A 12,838-nucleotide genomic window follows, 5' to 3' on the forward strand; every position below is an offset into this window, starting at 1 on the left:
TATTTTAATTAGTTGCCACTTCTAACATCCAACGAATCAGCCCAAATAATCCGCCTAATGTCACAATTAAGACACAAAAAAGGGCGTATATTTGCTCGCCCTTAGTCATTTTGTAATTAATATTAAATCGGTCTGTGTCATGTACATTACAGCCGACATAATCCATCGGTATTGTGTTCATTTAGACGTCCTCTGGTCGTTTTGTGAGTGAGAGACTCCAATTAATTCCATCAATATTGAAAAATAAGACGCTTCTACAATACTCACTACTACTACAATTATTCCAGCAATCATCATCTTTATCGGTATATGGTTCATTAATGTAAAAATACACTTCGCCATCTTTGTCCATTGCCGCGTATTTCCATTTTTTACTAATTTTTCGCCACATATTGCGCGTAATTGGTAGTGGTGTCGGTTGCGGTACGATGCGGTATTCTGTATTCAATGATACGGAATCAGGGACTGCTGGGCACCAATCAGTACCGCGCTTATATTCAACTGGCACACCCTGCATTTTTGCTAATAAAATTTGAATCATGTGTTCTTGTTCTGCATTCTGTGGTGTTAATTTTTCCATTATTCATTCCTCAACTCTTCGAAAAACCAATCTGTTATGTCTTGATGTTGTTTTAAATCTTCATCAGCTAAAGTAGCAGCAAACCACAACCCGTCACACCAACGACGAGATGAACGTCCAATTAATGTTGGGGCAGGAATGCTACATTTAAGACTTATTGCGCTTACTCTGTTTGACCAACCTACATCAGCATATAAACAAGCATTTTACACTAACGCTAATTCATGCTCAGTTTTACATTCAACATACCAATCTAGCTGTTGCAATTGATCAATAATCTTTTTACTTGTCATTGTTTTATCCCCCTGTCTATCTGCTAATTCTGTAAAAAAGCCCTCAAAAGAGGGCAAGTGGAATAGCACTCGTTTCCGAGCTGTCAAAATCTTTTGTTATACTCAGCTTTAGCTTGTGAGTAACACATATCGGTTATAAACTGGTTGTAAATATCAGCATCAATGCTTTTACTTTCTAGCTTTATTTTTAAAAGCTCTACTATTTGCCAATCGTTGTCGTTACCGAAATTTTTAATTAATTCTTCGGCTCTAGCTTCAATCCAATCATCTTTAGCTTCTTGCATCTCGACATCGCTTATCATTTTGCAATATACTCTTTCGTAACCGTTCTCTACAGCTCTATGTAATTGCATTTTTACATCCTCACTGGCATTATGATTGCTATTGCTTCTTGATTCCAAAATTCAAAAACGGCAGGCTCATCACTGTTCATCGGCATGAATATTTTTACTGCTGGAAACTTTGGATTGATTATCTTTCCAACTTTTAATATGTCATCGAGATACCGAGTGTCAAAACCGATGACCGACGTGTGTTTTTTAGTGGAAAGTTTGGGTATTACCGATTTGTAATCGGGATAAACCCCGTGAACAACCTCAATTAACCCAACTGATAAAGTTTCATCTTTTTCTGATTTGTAAAAGATTAGTCCTTTTTGTGTGTTTATTTCTGCATAATAAAATTTGGTTGGGATTTTATCTTTTATTGATACGATTACACCTGCATTTATTTTACTCAAATGCTTTCCAACAAAAAGCTTATGCCCGTTTGTTGCTGCTAATGTTCCGTCATTGTCAAAGAAAAGTCCATTTAAGTAGTATCTTGCGTCTTGATATGCTCTAAACAATTGAGCTGACAATAATTGAGCTTTTTCAACTTTGATAATCATCTTTTTATCTCCTCTTACCTCAAACTCAAGCGCACATTATTTAAATGTGCTTTGATTTGAAATTAATCAATTGCGAATCAATTAGCCTCAGCCAGTGTTGCCTTGTTACGTGAGTTATCAGCAGGTCTTCCCGATAAGTCCGTGCGAATTTTGCTCGCTAGGGTCTAAGCATCTTTATTACTAACTGATCCGACTTTTCTAATTTTTAAAGAGCTTCAACTTTTGGTTAAGTTGATTTGTTTTGATGTGATTATTACAACATAAGTTGTTATTAATATCAACACCTAAAGTTGTTATTATTTTTAGTTAAGTTGTTAAGTTGTTGTTTTTGTGTGATTGATTGTTATTCGCTTGCTTGTTTTTTAATCAATTAGGTGTTTTAAAGTTATGAGTAGGGATTTTAGGTGTGAAAAAACCCGCACTGGCGGGTTTGTGGCAGTTAATTAAATTAGGTTATCTTGAACTATTGATTTTATCTAAAATATCATCATTTAGTTTTTGTATTGAAAGAAAATTATAAATATAGTATACAATAGAGTGTAATAAAGTCAGCGCTACAAAAATTTTAGAATTAAAAAATAAAAAAGACAAATTAAATTCATCCAAGCACTGAATAATTACAAAAAAAATAGTTAGACAAATAAAGGAACAAATAAAAGAATCTCTTACTTTTTTAATATTTATCCTAATTTTTGTTAGGTAATTGGGATTTTTCACTTCACTTAAATTAAAGGAGACAACAAGCCCCAAACCAATAGAAAACATTATTCCAGAAACAGTATACAGTGTCATCATAACATCGTTATTCACAATAATTCTCACTTTAGCTAAAGATAGTAAAGCTGAAATTATTGCTATAATTAGTATATTAGCGACCCATTTATACATTTTCTTTTTCAAGCTCCTTTATATATTTACCCATCTCTATACTTAAATCAGGCTCTGAAATTCTACCAAGTCCTATATCTTCAACGTCAACCACCTTTGTTTCAACGAGATCTTTTCCTTTAGTAAATTTATCTCCAGTATTGGTTTTGTATGTAATACTATCTAAATCAGCTATTGGCTTGATGTTTGCACTTAATTTTTGTCTGTAATCATAATCAGACATCCCTTTGGGTTTTTTGAATTTGAGTTTTAGTTCTATAGATACAAGTTGCTCTAATTCAATTTCGCTAAGTTCATTACTCTCATTTTGTAGGTTTTTTATAAAATTTTTAATCCCAATAGTCCACCTCTTTGTTGTTGGTGTGTTTTCGTGTTCAAAATCCTCTGTAATATTATTAATTGTTGTAATCGGGTCTTTGTATTCTACAAAGTCAATTTCATTTAATTTTATATTATCTGTTTTTTTTATTACTGGATTTAGCTCTACTATTGTATCAGAAATATAATAATTTAAATATGTTTGTATTGGTTTTATAATACGATTACAAGGAAGATTTGTTATTAAATATTTATTACTCATCGCAAAATAAAAATGATTTTTATATAACGATTTTAATGCTTCTTGGTTGTCGCCAATAGTGGAGCGCAGTTCGGTTATTGAAAATTGTTCCTTTGCTAGTAATTCATTTGGTATGCCGGCATTTGTGTCATTAGATATTCTCATTATAGTGAAAAAGACATAATTAGAATTTTTTGTTGTGTAACTTGAAATAAAATCTCTTTCTTTTAATGGGTCATCTTCATTTAAAATCATTTCTCTATCGGCACATGATTTTGATTCTTTTATACATTTTAGAAATTTATCGTACACATCACTTGATGAAGTGTCTATATTATTATTTTTTATTTCAAAAGCTCTTAATTTTATTTTCTTTAATTTTTTTTCTTCACTTTGGCTCATTATATTTCCCATTTAAATTATTTCTTTGCTGTCTTCAAAAAAACGCCGAAGAGGTTATCATGGATAGTCTTTGCCGCCATTTGGTGGTTTACATCTCATCAATCTACCTAATGTCATTTTCCACCCTTTGAATACGCCATATTTTTCAATTGCTAATAAGGCATATTCTGAGCAAGACGGTTCGAATCTACATGCAGAGCGAATGCGATTGGGGGCTATCGCTCTATATAGATATATTAATCTAAAACTAAGCCACTTCACGTCTAAAGATAATCACATAATAAATAGAATATTCTTCTTTTTTCCCTAAAAGCGAAGCCAAACATCCAGGGGATGTTCTTACTCCAACGCTTTCAACGCTTACAAATTCCCAATTATCGTTGGCTTTGTTATTTATTATTTCACGCAAGTAAGCTCCAGCTTCATTGCCTTTATCCTTTTTTCCGACATTAATATTTGGTGGAATTTGAACTGTTTCATAAGTATAACGCATTGTTTTTTTCCTTGAATTATTATTTAATATATATCTAATTATGATTATAGTTTTGTTAAACGAAAACAATCGAAGCGGTTAGCCGTGCTTTCTTAATGGCATTGATTACATTTCAAATGAACAATGAAATACTCGCCCGATTATTTCTATATTTTTTGCATTATCGATTTCATCGGGAAATTCTTCAGAGTTGTAAGAAACAATTCTAATTTTTCCAGCTGGCAATAAATACAATCTTTTTAGCCGACACAATCCCTCTTGGCATATTGCATAAACATCACCATCACGAATATCTTTTTGCAGTGTGTTTACCGCAACAGTTGCTCCGTTCGGAATAACGGGCTCCATGCTGTTTCCTTTAGCAGGAAAACAAATGACAAACTCTTTTTGTGCGTTTTTTCTTCTAAAAAAAGATTTGCTAAATCTGAGCTTATAGCCATTGTGATCTTCCGTGCTTGAACAGCCATGTCCTGCTGCAAGTTCAATTGATTTGAAATATGGAACTTCAACTTCATCATCATTTAATGGGGTTTTATCATCCCATTCATCCACTTCTCTTGTTGATAATTCTTTCATCGGCGTTCCGTCTCGTTGCTGTTTAAGCTGAGGACCTTCTCCTTTAGCTAACCATTCAACCGAAACACCTAAATAATCAGCGATCTTCAATAGATTTCTATTTGACTTTGTTTTGCCTGTCATTAATTTCCATATTGTGGTTTGAGACATACCAATAGCCTCTCCCAATTTCGCCTGAGAAATCTTCTTTTCTTTCATTATTGAGGTTAGTCGAACTGCTAATGTCATTTTTTAAGCTCCTTTTTCATTTAAATAAAATACAACCAAAGTTGTATAAAGTAAAACATCTTAAGTTGTTGACATAAGCAAAAACAAAAGATAATATTTACAACATAAGTTGTTAAAAGGGGTTTGTATGAAAAATAAAGCAATTGAGAAAGCCATTTTAATTACAGGAAGCCAGAAAAAATTAGCTAATGCGTGTGGGAAAACTCAGACATCAGTATGGAAGTGGCTGCACGGATTGTCTGATGTTAGTCCTGAACATGTTCATTTAATAGTAAAAGCAACCAATGGGGAAGTTGCAGCTTGCGATATTAGACCTGATTTACCAGAACTCTTTCCAAGAAAGAGGGTTAATTGATGAGAATAACGTCTTTTATTAATAACTCAAAATGCATTGAATGGGATTTAACAATGCAACAAGGGGCGTTGTTTGATCTGCTCAATCAACTTCATACTTGGGCCGAACCTGTAGCCATAGATGGTGAAATTTATTATTGGGCATCAAAGCAGATGATCTGCAATGAAATACCACTCGCTTATAACAAAGTTGATACCGTCTATCGTGCATTAAAAACATTACGCGAAAAAGGACTAATTAATTATAGAAAACATGGCGAAAAAGATTGTATTTCATTAACAGCAAAAGGCAAAGAGTGGAACTCGGAAATAAATCCGACCCTCGGAAATAAATCCGAGCAAACTCGGATCGAAATCCGAGAAACCTCGGAAATAAATCCGACATATAAGAATACTAATATAAATAATACTAAGATCAGTAATATTAAAAATATAAATAAAAACACTTTGGATTTGTCTTGTTTTGAACAACAACCAAGTGAACAAGTTTGGAATGATTTTGTTGAACATCGAAAAAACAAAAAGGCAAAACTTACGCAAACTGCATTGAATTTATTAATTAAACAAATCAATGCCTGTCTATCGCTTGGTTATACAACTGATGACGTATTGGCTGAATGCATGGCTAGGGGGTGGGTGAGTGTCAAGGTTGAATGGTTGCAAAATACAGGAAGTTTTCAGCGTGGCAATCAAACAAACAATAAATCATTGGCTAGCTCAATGCATGATGACACGAGCTGGATACATGAAATGGATAACGTGCTATGAAAAATATTGCCGAGCTAATCAATACAGAAATGATTAAACCTAAACAAGTTAATGAGACGCCATTGGGAGCTGATGGACTAGCGAATGTTTTTAACTTGTTTTATGAACAATTGATTATTGTTTTTCCTGCATCGTCTGCGGTTTTGAAAGATGAAAATTCAAAGAAAGCATTTAAACAGCAATGGTTACAGGCGTTTAAGGAGAACGGAATAACTAAGCTGGAATACCTGCGAGCTGGGTTGAAAGTAGCCAGGGCACAAAATACCGATTTTTTGCCGTCTACAGGTAAATTTATCGCATGGTGTAAACAAGGCATATCTGAACAAATAGGGTTACCAACGCCAGAAGAACTAATCAGAATGTTAATGGATTTTAGTGCTCAAAGAGGAATTATTGAAGCCGAAGATTACCCTTTTCCAAACGACGCCTGTTATTGGTTGGTTACTGATTTGATGCCTGAATCGAGAGAGCGAAATCTGTCTAAAAAGGATTTGTTAGAACATGCACGTATCGCGTTGCTTGATATGACAAAAAAAATTCTTGATGGGTACGAAGTGCCAAAGCCAGTTAAACGAATTAGTAGCGCGCCAGTTGGCATAACGCTAACACGTGAGCAGTCACTTAATCGAATACAAGAAATCAAACGCAAATTCATGATTGGACAAAATGATGCGAAAACCGTTAGTTAATCACTGTCCTCAAGGACTCAATCACATGCTCGACAAAATAGCGTATGACTATGTGAGAGCGATACGAGAACCAGGAGCGAATACGGTAAAAATCAAGCATGAAATGGCAGAGCAAGTTAAAAAATATTCAGAAGAAGACAAAATTAAATTGAGGGAGTTGATACAGAAATGGCAAGAGTCAAAAAAGTAGTGGAAGCAAAAGCATTCGGTAAAAACACTGGTTTAAATATGGAGTTATCAGAGCTCATTTTTGATAGAGAACAATATTATCAAGAATTAGTATGCGCTTTTTCGGTTATCAAAAAAAATGGTTTAGAAATCGAATTCTTAGGTGCTGTAGAAAGCCTTGTGCATAACCCAAAAATTAAAAGAAGCATTATCAACTGTATCACTGATAAAAAACATGTACTAGGGAAAGAGATAGGTGACTACAACCAAGTGACAAAAAATTATATTAAAAAATACTATAACAAATTAAAACATGAAGTTGATAGCGAAAAAGTGATTGTTCTTCAAAGAGAAATTGCGGAGATTAAGAACAAATTGGATGCAATTACAACAGCTGCTTCACTTGTCGATAATTTGAGTGCGTGAGGGTTTAGGGATGGAGGATTTATGTTTGCATTCAAGCAACATTAAAACAATTTTTAATACATTAGCAAATCTCGTCAAAAGCGGTAAACGCTATCGATTAATAATCAAAATTTGGAGAGAAAAGCGGACAATTGACCAAAATTCACTTTCTCACATGTGGTATACAGATATAGCTGAACAAGCTAATCAAAAAGGAAAGACAAGTTTATATACTTTAGAGAGCGTGAAAAAAGACTTTAAAGAGATGTTTTTAGGTTATAAAGAGGTTGAGCATAAAAACGTTATAACTGGAGAAATAACAACAACATTGGAGTTGGTTAAAACATCTGATTTAGATGCAGGGGAAATGCATTTTTTCCTACAGCAAATTGAAACATGGTCATATCAAAACGGTTTTAAATTACGAATACCAAATGATAGTGAGTACAGGAAATTACAGCTGGAGCAGGTGGCATGATGAACAACAAACACAAAGAACAACTGAAACGATACGATGATAAAGAACAAGAATTAGAGCGAGCAATAGCAATAGTTAGAGAACAACGCAGAGAATACATTAATCAGCATAATTTAAACAAGGTTAACGATGAGCAGACTAACTAAAGAAGCAAGAGGGCGAGAGTGCACGGTTCGGTTGCCGTGCTGTAACCATAATCCAGAAACAACAGTACTAGCGCATTACAGACTGGCAGGAACGTGCGGAGTAGGTATGAAACCAAACGACTTACAAGGGGCATGGGCTTGCTCGGCTTGTCATGACGAAATCGACCGCAGGACAAGAAATCATGAGTATGAATTCGTTAGATTAGCGCACGCCGAAGGGGTAATCAGAACTCAGGACATACTAATCAAAGAGGGGAAGATTAAATTATGATTCATCTGACCTTGCCATATCCTCCAACGGTTAATCATTATTGGGGAACGGCAGGAAGGCGAAGATACATTAAACCTGACGGCATTAAATTTAGAAACGCTGTTATAGCTATCGTGTTGCAGAATAAAGCTAATAAGAAGCTATCTGAAAGGGTAATGGTTGAAATTAAAGCTTATATGCCAGATAGAAGAAAACGAGACCTAGATAATATAAATAAAGCTATTTTCGATGCATTAATTCATAGCGGTGTCATTTTAGATGATGAGCAAATAGATGTATTACACAGTGAAAGAAAAGAAGTTATCAAGGGTGGAAGAATAGAATTATCTATAAGTAAATTGGGGGCGTAATGAGAGATACTAAAGATATTTTAACGGCATGGAAAAACACCCGTATTTTAAAAAGAATGGGAACAGAATACCCCTCAAAATCGGCAGGTATTGATGGTGCGCCAATGGATTTTGATTATCGTCAGTATTTAACAGAAGATGAAGCTGGAATTGTTGATAATGCGGTGTTAAGGCTCAAATCTGATAATATTGAGCACTGGGCTGTGTTAACTTCTTTTTATCTTCGTGAAATCTCATGTAGTAAACAAGCTCGAATTTTAGGTAAGCAAACAACCGAAATTACAAAAATATTATTAGCGGCAGAGTGCTTTATACGAGGTCATATCATTGAATTGTTTCCAAAGGTGGCATAGTTGACAATGAACATAATTAAGATGTATATTGAAAAAACGTTAGCAAAATCTAACGTCGGGATTGGTCTCCCGTCACTAAAAGAAAGCATAACCGCTTTTTGCGGTATTTTTATGCGCATTTAGCTACATTTCAATGGTGGGCTAGGTGAGGGCTCGAAAGAGCACCGTATCCTTTTAGGCGGTAGACCAACCTTGTCTAGTTCACCTCCATAGATTGGTCTCTGTGGTGGTGTATATACCAATATACTAAGAGGATCAATTATGACTAGTCAATTAGCTTTTCATAACACTACAATTCAATTTATAAATAATAATAATCAAATTTGGATCACGTCTACTGAACTAGCAAGATTATTGCAGTATTCCAGAACTGATAAAGTAACACAAATTTATAACCGTAACTCTGATGAATTCACTAGTAAAATGACCGAGACCCTCAAAATGAGGTTGTCGGGGAATCTACAAAAATCAGTCCGTATTTTCTCTCTTAGAGGTGCACATTTAGTCGCAATGTTTGCTAATACAGAAGTAGCCAAAGAAGTAAGAAAATGGTTACTAGATTTAGCTGATAAAGAAATCGGTATAAGTGAAACTATTTCAATCGAACAACAACAATTAATCAAACAAGCGGTAAATGAACGTTCATTTAGAACAGGTGAGCATTATCAAGCCATCTACACTAAACTTTATGAACAATTCAAAATTCCACGCTACCAAGATTTACCCGCTAGTAAATTTGATGAGGCTATAGAGTGGTTGGGTGGTGTGCATTCTCGAAGTGGATTATCTGATGAAGATTTATACAATTTGGCTTGGTTATATAAAGTAGCTGATAGAATGCGTCACCATATAGAGTTGGTAGAGCCTGCATTGCGTGCAATAGATTCACGTTTTACGGGGGCTTTTTACTCCATGGCTTATGATTATAAATATACGTTAAGACAGGCTAGAAAAGTTATTGAACGAGAAACAGCGCATATAATTACAAGTCATCTTACTACAAATTGGAATAAAGTATTGCCTGTAATAAGAAATAATTAATAAAAATAACTTAAATACTTGACTGTTTAAACGTTTAAACGGATAATGTGCCTAAGATGCGGTTTTGAACGCATAGAATTTAAGCCCACTGAAATAGTTGGGCTTTTTTTATTTCCATATTATTCTGTTATTATTTTTACATTAGGAGAATAATAATGGATACATTAATTACTAGTTTAATTCCATTTTTGCCAAAAGTGTGTGCTGAAATTATAGCTGCAATACTTATTTCTGTTGTAGCTATTTCATTTTGTTTTCGTTTACTAAAACCGATTTTTGAATATATTGGTTTAGTTTTGTTTAAGAAATATCCAAAATTGTTAGGGGTAATTATTGAAAATAATAACTCTTTAAAAGAAACATGCGAGGCTGAATTAGATATTTTGCAGGTTCAAAGCTTGACAAAATGTAGAAATAGATTTTTAGCATTATTTTTCATTGGTGTAACTAGACTAACAAATAATAAAATTTCACCAAGACATTTTAAAAAAATTTATAGCTATCTAAATTTTGATAATGATACGATTACATTATCATACAAATATATTAAAATAGATAATGTGGTGAATATATTTTTTGCGGTTTCATTCTTTCTCTTGGCTTCTATATTTTGGTATATATTCTTATTTTCTTCTATATTAAGAGAACAGCTAATTATATTTTCGGTATCGATTGCATTACTCATGCAGGGTTGCTATTTTCTAACATTTATTATCAGAAAAAAAGATATAGACGAGTTTTTAAAAATTAAAGACGCTTTTTTAGAAAAGTTATTACCACAACTTAAAATCTAATTTAAAAGAAAGCCTCAATTAAGAGGCTTTTTTGTTAGAGGAATAATGACACTTTAGATAATTCTTAATTCAAGATGTTTACCTAGAGCGGATAATGCTTTGCTAATAGTATCGATTTTTGTTGCGTGCTCTAAATTCACGATACGTTGAACTTCTTGTGGTTTTACATGAATGCGTTTTGCTAATTCAACATTAGAGATATTTTGGTCAATCATTTCGTTTAATAGTAATACTTTAGCAAAAAGGCTGGCTGGCAAATCAATTAAATGTTCGCCTTTTTTTGCTTTACTAGGAAGCGGTACTTTACGATGATCTTCAAAATAAAAATCCATACTTGTTATTAAAGCATCTTTCGCCATATTTAAAGCATCCTCTAAGTCATCACCGCAGGTGATAGCTTCGGGAATATCTCTAAATGTAACAGTATAACCATTTTCATCTTTAATTAATTCTGCTGGATAAAACATAAAAACCTCATTCAAAGTAAGCCCCCTTGCGAGGGCTTTAGTTATTTTAGATTTAATTGCCTTTTGATTGCTCTCATTGTGCCATTTTTTAACTCCCTGCTTGGATGTCTTGGCATAGTTGATTGCTTTCCGTTGTAGTATAGCTTTGTGTGATTACTTCCTTGCTTTACTTCAACGCCTTGGTCAATTAACCATCTTAAAAACTCACTTTGTTTCATTATTCCTCCGTGTTGTTTTAAGATATGATTATAATAAACAAAAATGTTTATTTTGTCAATATAAAAACAAACAAAAATGTTAATTTTTTAAAGGTGTTTAATGACGGTAAGAGAGCAGGATAAATATTTAATCGATATCATTGATGCGCTAGTCAGATCGAGCAAATCAGGTTCACTGGAAATTCCGCTTTACGCATTAGAAAGCGATGAAGCAATGTTAAATTGGGTTATGTCGCTTTAATAATTATGTGAGCTTAGTTTAAGTGGGAAAACTATGGTCTTCAAATCATAATAGAGGTTCGAATCCTCTAGCTCATACCAAATAGTCCCCCTCATAACCTCTACACAATCTGGATAAATCTGGTTTGTGATACGTTTGGGGGCATCTACAGAATCGACAGCAAAGCTAGACATACACATAACTAACATTTAGCTAGTACGCTGTCACATCATTAACTAACAAGAAGAATTAATTATGGAAAGATACTCATCACCGATATCTTATTTCTGGGGTGTTTTATGCACGCTTTTAGGTGCGCTTAGCTTAAATGATATTGCCATTATTGTCGGTATTATTTTATCAATAGCGACATTTATCATTAACTGGTTGTATAAACGCCGAGATTTCCATCACAAAAAGAACCTGAGAGAGCAATACTATGAAAAACACAACAAGAATAGCGACGAGTGCGATTTGTAGTGTTTCAGTAATCATCGGGATTGTTATTGCTAATTACTCAGACGAAATCAGAACGAGCAAAGCAGGGCTTGAAATAATCGGTAATGCAGAATCATGCGTACGAGAGCCGTATTATTGTCCCGCTAATGTATTAACGGTTGGTATTGGCTCTACGGGTAACATTCAACAAAAAGTCTATTCAGACGAGGAAATAGCAAAACGTTGGGTAGATGATATCAAAACAGCAGAAATGTGCGTTAATCGCTATGCTAATGGTTTTCATTTGCCTCAACATGTTTTTGATGCTGTTACTTCGATTACGTTTAACGTTGGGTGCACAAAGATGCGTACTTCAACGATGTATAAACATCTGAACAATGGCGATTATAAAGCGGCTTGTAATGATTTCCCAAGGTGGAACAAGGCAGGCGGTAAAGTGCTAAACGGCTTAGTAATCAGACGAGAAAAGGAGAAAGCGTTATGTCTATCTTATGCTTCATCATCGCTTCAATAATGGCGGTTAATGATGTCAACGGTTGGGGTTGGTTTTTATTTGTATCGTTATTATTGAGTGATTCATCATGTTCAAATTGTCTAAAGTAAATATAGCGAACACGGCATTAATCATTACTGCTTTTGCCTTTACTATCTATTTCGGTTACAGCAATTATCAAGAAAAAAAGCAGCTACAAAAAGATAAAGCTGAACTATCTGAGAAAATCGAACAGTTGAACCGAGACATCGCTAAA

Annotated in this window: 27 protein-coding genes and 1 tRNA gene; 16 read left to right on the forward strand and 12 right to left on the reverse strand. The window is 34.1% G+C overall.

Annotated elements, in window-relative coordinates; translation table 11 throughout:
• Positions 1-4: 4 nt before the first annotated feature.
• The 10 genes from GQ594_RS11410 to GQ594_RS11455 form a co-directional block, all read right to left on the reverse strand.
• Positions 5-181, reverse strand: coding sequence for a hypothetical protein (locus GQ594_RS11410; RefSeq protein ID WP_160412983.1), 177 nt, complete (start codon positions 179-181; stop codon positions 5-7).
• A complete protein-coding gene (locus GQ594_RS11415; protein ID WP_160412985.1) occupies positions 182-580 on the reverse strand; it encodes a hypothetical protein in 399 nt (132 codons plus the stop codon).
• Between the two features lie 206 nt (positions 581-786).
• The gene (locus GQ594_RS11420) at positions 787-960 is read right to left on the reverse strand and encodes a hypothetical protein (protein ID WP_160412987.1); all 174 of its coding nucleotides are present in this window, start codon (positions 958-960) and stop codon (positions 787-789) included.
• Positions 957-1,226: a hypothetical protein gene (locus GQ594_RS11425; protein ID WP_160416522.1), complete on the reverse strand. Its 270-nt coding sequence runs from the start codon at positions 1,224-1,226 to the stop codon at positions 957-959. Before GQ594_RS11425 ends, GQ594_RS11420 begins: the two co-directional genes overlap by 4 nt.
• A 2-nt stretch (positions 1,227-1,228) precedes the next feature.
• The gene (locus GQ594_RS11430; RefSeq protein WP_160412992.1) at positions 1,229-1,762 is read right to left on the reverse strand and encodes a hypothetical protein; all 534 of its coding nucleotides are present in this window, start codon (positions 1,760-1,762) and stop codon (positions 1,229-1,231) included.
• A 453-nt stretch (positions 1,763-2,215) separates the two neighbouring features.
• A complete protein-coding gene (locus tag GQ594_RS11435; RefSeq protein WP_160412994.1) occupies positions 2,216-2,650 on the reverse strand; it encodes a hypothetical protein in 435 nt (144 codons plus the stop codon).
• Complete coding sequence (locus tag GQ594_RS11440; RefSeq protein WP_160412996.1) at positions 2,643-3,611, reverse strand: hypothetical protein; 969 nt, start codon at positions 3,609-3,611, stop codon at positions 2,643-2,645. The genes GQ594_RS11435 and GQ594_RS11440 overlap by 8 nt, the downstream gene beginning before the upstream one ends.
• Positions 3,612-3,668: 57 nt before the next feature.
• The gene (yidD, locus tag GQ594_RS12370) at positions 3,669-3,872 is read right to left on the reverse strand and encodes a membrane protein insertion efficiency factor YidD (RefSeq protein WP_160412998.1); all 204 of its coding nucleotides are present in this window, start codon (positions 3,870-3,872) and stop codon (positions 3,669-3,671) included.
• A complete protein-coding gene (locus GQ594_RS11450; RefSeq protein WP_160412999.1) occupies positions 3,859-4,104 on the reverse strand; it encodes a DUF4177 domain-containing protein in 246 nt (81 codons plus the stop codon). The genes yidD and GQ594_RS11450 overlap by 14 nt, the downstream gene beginning before the upstream one ends.
• Before the next feature lie 105 nt (positions 4,105-4,209).
• Positions 4,210-4,908, reverse strand: coding sequence for an XRE family transcriptional regulator (locus tag GQ594_RS11455; RefSeq protein ID WP_160413002.1), 699 nt, complete (start codon positions 4,906-4,908; stop codon positions 4,210-4,212).
• Positions 4,909-5,035: 127 nt separating this feature from the next.
• Between GQ594_RS11455 and GQ594_RS11460 the strand changes: the two genes are divergently transcribed.
• The 12 genes from GQ594_RS11460 (at position 5,036) to GQ594_RS11515 (ending at position 10,725) form a co-directional block, all read left to right on the forward strand.
• Entirely contained in the window at positions 5,036-5,263 is a 228-nt protein-coding gene (locus GQ594_RS11460) for a helix-turn-helix domain-containing protein (RefSeq protein ID WP_160413004.1), read from the forward strand.
• Positions 5,263-6,030: a hypothetical protein gene (locus GQ594_RS12100; RefSeq protein ID WP_202112585.1), complete on the forward strand. Its 768-nt coding sequence runs from the start codon at positions 5,263-5,265 to the stop codon at positions 6,028-6,030. The genes GQ594_RS11460 and GQ594_RS12100 overlap by 1 nt, the downstream gene beginning before the upstream one ends.
• Entirely contained in the window at positions 6,027-6,719 is a 693-nt protein-coding gene (locus tag GQ594_RS11475; protein ID WP_160413008.1) for a replication protein P, read from the forward strand. The genes GQ594_RS12100 and GQ594_RS11475 overlap by 4 nt, the downstream gene beginning before the upstream one ends.
• Complete coding sequence (locus GQ594_RS11480; RefSeq protein ID WP_160413010.1) at positions 6,700-6,909, forward strand: hypothetical protein; 210 nt, start codon at positions 6,700-6,702, stop codon at positions 6,907-6,909. The genes GQ594_RS11475 and GQ594_RS11480 overlap by 20 nt, the downstream gene beginning before the upstream one ends.
• Positions 6,888-7,313 carry a hypothetical protein gene (locus GQ594_RS11485; protein ID WP_160413012.1) on the forward strand — a complete coding sequence of 142 codons (426 nt, stop codon included), beginning with the start codon at positions 6,888-6,890 and terminating at the stop codon, positions 7,311-7,313. Before GQ594_RS11480 ends, GQ594_RS11485 begins: the two co-directional genes overlap by 22 nt.
• 10 nt (positions 7,314-7,323) lie before the next feature.
• A complete protein-coding gene (locus tag GQ594_RS11490; RefSeq protein ID WP_160413013.1) occupies positions 7,324-7,770 on the forward strand; it encodes a recombination protein NinB in 447 nt (148 codons plus the stop codon).
• Complete coding sequence (locus GQ594_RS12105; protein ID WP_202112607.1) at positions 7,770-7,916, forward strand: hypothetical protein; 147 nt, start codon at positions 7,770-7,772, stop codon at positions 7,914-7,916. Before GQ594_RS11490 ends, GQ594_RS12105 begins: the two co-directional genes overlap by 1 nt.
• On the forward strand, positions 7,900-8,187 hold the full coding sequence (locus GQ594_RS11495) for a DUF1364 domain-containing protein (protein WP_160399801.1): 288 nt from the start codon (positions 7,900-7,902) through the stop codon (positions 8,185-8,187). The genes GQ594_RS12105 and GQ594_RS11495 overlap by 17 nt, the downstream gene beginning before the upstream one ends.
• On the forward strand, positions 8,184-8,537 hold the full coding sequence (locus GQ594_RS11500; protein WP_160413015.1) for a RusA family crossover junction endodeoxyribonuclease: 354 nt from the start codon (positions 8,184-8,186) through the stop codon (positions 8,535-8,537). Before GQ594_RS11495 ends, GQ594_RS11500 begins: the two co-directional genes overlap by 4 nt.
• Complete coding sequence (locus tag GQ594_RS11505; protein WP_160413017.1) at positions 8,537-8,890, forward strand: antiterminator Q family protein; 354 nt, start codon at positions 8,537-8,539, stop codon at positions 8,888-8,890. The genes GQ594_RS11500 and GQ594_RS11505 overlap by 1 nt, the downstream gene beginning before the upstream one ends.
• Positions 8,891-9,151: 261 nt before the next feature.
• A complete protein-coding gene (locus GQ594_RS11510) occupies positions 9,152-9,931 on the forward strand; it encodes a P22AR C-terminal domain-containing protein (RefSeq protein WP_160413019.1) in 780 nt (259 codons plus the stop codon).
• 155 nt (positions 9,932-10,086) lie between these two features.
• Positions 10,087-10,725, forward strand: a complete 639-nt coding sequence (locus GQ594_RS11515) for a hypothetical protein (RefSeq protein WP_160413021.1) — start codon at positions 10,087-10,089, stop codon at positions 10,723-10,725.
• Between the two features lie 53 nt (positions 10,726-10,778).
• Here the strand turns inward: GQ594_RS11515 and GQ594_RS11520 are convergent, their stop codons facing one another.
• Positions 10,779-11,192 carry a type II toxin-antitoxin system HicB family antitoxin gene (locus GQ594_RS11520; protein WP_160400888.1) on the reverse strand — a complete coding sequence of 138 codons (414 nt, stop codon included), beginning with the start codon at positions 11,190-11,192 and terminating at the stop codon, positions 10,779-10,781.
• A gap of 41 nt (positions 11,193-11,233) precedes the next feature.
• On the reverse strand, positions 11,234-11,410 hold the full coding sequence (locus tag GQ594_RS11525) for a type II toxin-antitoxin system HicA family toxin (protein ID WP_160400887.1): 177 nt from the start codon (positions 11,408-11,410) through the stop codon (positions 11,234-11,236).
• 100 nt (positions 11,411-11,510) lie between these two features.
• On the opposite strand from GQ594_RS11525, the gene GQ594_RS11530 reads away from it, so the two are divergent.
• The 4 genes from GQ594_RS11530 to GQ594_RS11545 all read left to right on the forward strand — a co-directional run bounded on the left by GQ594_RS11530 (position 11,511) and on the right by GQ594_RS11545 (position 12,603).
• Positions 11,511-11,651 (forward strand): hypothetical protein, encoded by a 141-nt coding sequence (locus tag GQ594_RS11530; protein ID WP_160413023.1) that lies wholly within the window; start codon positions 11,511-11,513, stop codon positions 11,649-11,651.
• A gap of 7 nt (positions 11,652-11,658) precedes the next feature.
• Positions 11,659-11,731 (forward strand) — tRNA-OTHER (locus GQ594_RS11535).
• Between the two features lie 154 nt (positions 11,732-11,885).
• Entirely contained in the window at positions 11,886-12,110 is a 225-nt protein-coding gene (locus GQ594_RS11540) for a phage holin family protein (protein WP_160400886.1), read from the forward strand.
• A complete protein-coding gene (locus tag GQ594_RS11545) occupies positions 12,070-12,603 on the forward strand; it encodes a lysozyme (RefSeq protein ID WP_160413025.1) in 534 nt (177 codons plus the stop codon). The genes GQ594_RS11540 and GQ594_RS11545 overlap by 41 nt, the downstream gene beginning before the upstream one ends.
• The last annotated feature ends 235 nt before the right edge of the window (positions 12,604-12,838 follow it).

The sequence above is a fragment of the Gilliamella sp. Pra-s52 genome (assembly GCF_009795805.1).
Lineage (GTDB): Bacteria > Pseudomonadota > Gammaproteobacteria > Enterobacterales > Orbaceae > Gilliamella.

Coding starts and splice junctions, on each gene's coding strand:
- GQ594_RS11520 (WP_160400888.1), bottom strand. CDS start 11,192: ATGTTTTATCCAGCAGAATTAATTAAAGATGAAAATGGTTATACTGTT.
- GQ594_RS11495 (WP_160399801.1), top strand. CDS start 7,900: ATGAGCAGACTAACTAAAGAAGCAAGAGGGCGAGAGTGCACGGTTCGG.
- GQ594_RS11460 (WP_160413004.1), top strand. CDS start 5,036: ATGAAAAATAAAGCAATTGAGAAAGCCATTTTAATTACAGGAAGCCAG.
- GQ594_RS11515 (WP_160413021.1), top strand. CDS start 10,087: ATGGATACATTAATTACTAGTTTAATTCCATTTTTGCCAAAAGTGTGT.
- GQ594_RS11510 (WP_160413019.1), top strand. CDS start 9,152: ATGACTAGTCAATTAGCTTTTCATAACACTACAATTCAATTTATAAAT.
- GQ594_RS11480 (WP_160413010.1), top strand. CDS start 6,700: ATGCGAAAACCGTTAGTTAATCACTGTCCTCAAGGACTCAATCACATG.
- GQ594_RS11505 (WP_160413017.1), top strand. CDS start 8,537: ATGAGAGATACTAAAGATATTTTAACGGCATGGAAAAACACCCGTATT.
- GQ594_RS11485 (WP_160413012.1), top strand. CDS start 6,888: ATGGCAAGAGTCAAAAAAGTAGTGGAAGCAAAAGCATTCGGTAAAAAC.
- GQ594_RS11425 (WP_160416522.1), bottom strand. CDS start 1,226: ATGCAATTACATAGAGCTGTAGAGAACGGTTACGAAAGAGTATATTGC.
- GQ594_RS11475 (WP_160413008.1), top strand. CDS start 6,027: ATGAAAAATATTGCCGAGCTAATCAATACAGAAATGATTAAACCTAAA.
- GQ594_RS11435 (WP_160412994.1), bottom strand. CDS start 2,650: ATGTATAAATGGGTCGCTAATATACTAATTATAGCAATAATTTCAGCT.
- GQ594_RS11415 (WP_160412985.1), bottom strand. CDS start 580: ATGGAAAAATTAACACCACAGAATGCAGAACAAGAACACATGATTCAA.
- GQ594_RS11450 (WP_160412999.1), bottom strand. CDS start 4,104: ATGCGTTATACTTATGAAACAGTTCAAATTCCACCAAATATTAATGTC.
- GQ594_RS11490 (WP_160413013.1), top strand. CDS start 7,324: ATGGAGGATTTATGTTTGCATTCAAGCAACATTAAAACAATTTTTAAT.
- GQ594_RS11410 (WP_160412983.1), bottom strand. CDS start 181: ATGAACACAATACCGATGGATTATGTCGGCTGTAATGTACATGACACA.
- GQ594_RS11500 (WP_160413015.1), top strand. CDS start 8,184: ATGATTCATCTGACCTTGCCATATCCTCCAACGGTTAATCATTATTGG.
- GQ594_RS11430 (WP_160412992.1), bottom strand. CDS start 1,762: ATGATTATCAAAGTTGAAAAAGCTCAATTATTGTCAGCTCAATTGTTT.
- GQ594_RS11530 (WP_160413023.1), top strand. CDS start 11,511: ATGACGGTAAGAGAGCAGGATAAATATTTAATCGATATCATTGATGCG.
- GQ594_RS11440 (WP_160412996.1), bottom strand. CDS start 3,611: ATGAGCCAAAGTGAAGAAAAAAAATTAAAGAAAATAAAATTAAGAGCT.
- GQ594_RS11525 (WP_160400887.1), bottom strand. CDS start 11,410: ATGAAACAAAGTGAGTTTTTAAGATGGTTAATTGACCAAGGCGTTGAA.
- GQ594_RS11540 (WP_160400886.1), top strand. CDS start 11,886: ATGGAAAGATACTCATCACCGATATCTTATTTCTGGGGTGTTTTATGC.
- GQ594_RS11545 (WP_160413025.1), top strand. CDS start 12,070: ATGAAAAACACAACAAGAATAGCGACGAGTGCGATTTGTAGTGTTTCA.
- GQ594_RS12105 (WP_202112607.1), top strand. CDS start 7,770: ATGAACAACAAACACAAAGAACAACTGAAACGATACGATGATAAAGAA.
- GQ594_RS12100 (WP_202112585.1), top strand. CDS start 5,263: ATGAGAATAACGTCTTTTATTAATAACTCAAAATGCATTGAATGGGAT.
- GQ594_RS11455 (WP_160413002.1), bottom strand. CDS start 4,908: ATGACATTAGCAGTTCGACTAACCTCAATAATGAAAGAAAAGAAGATT.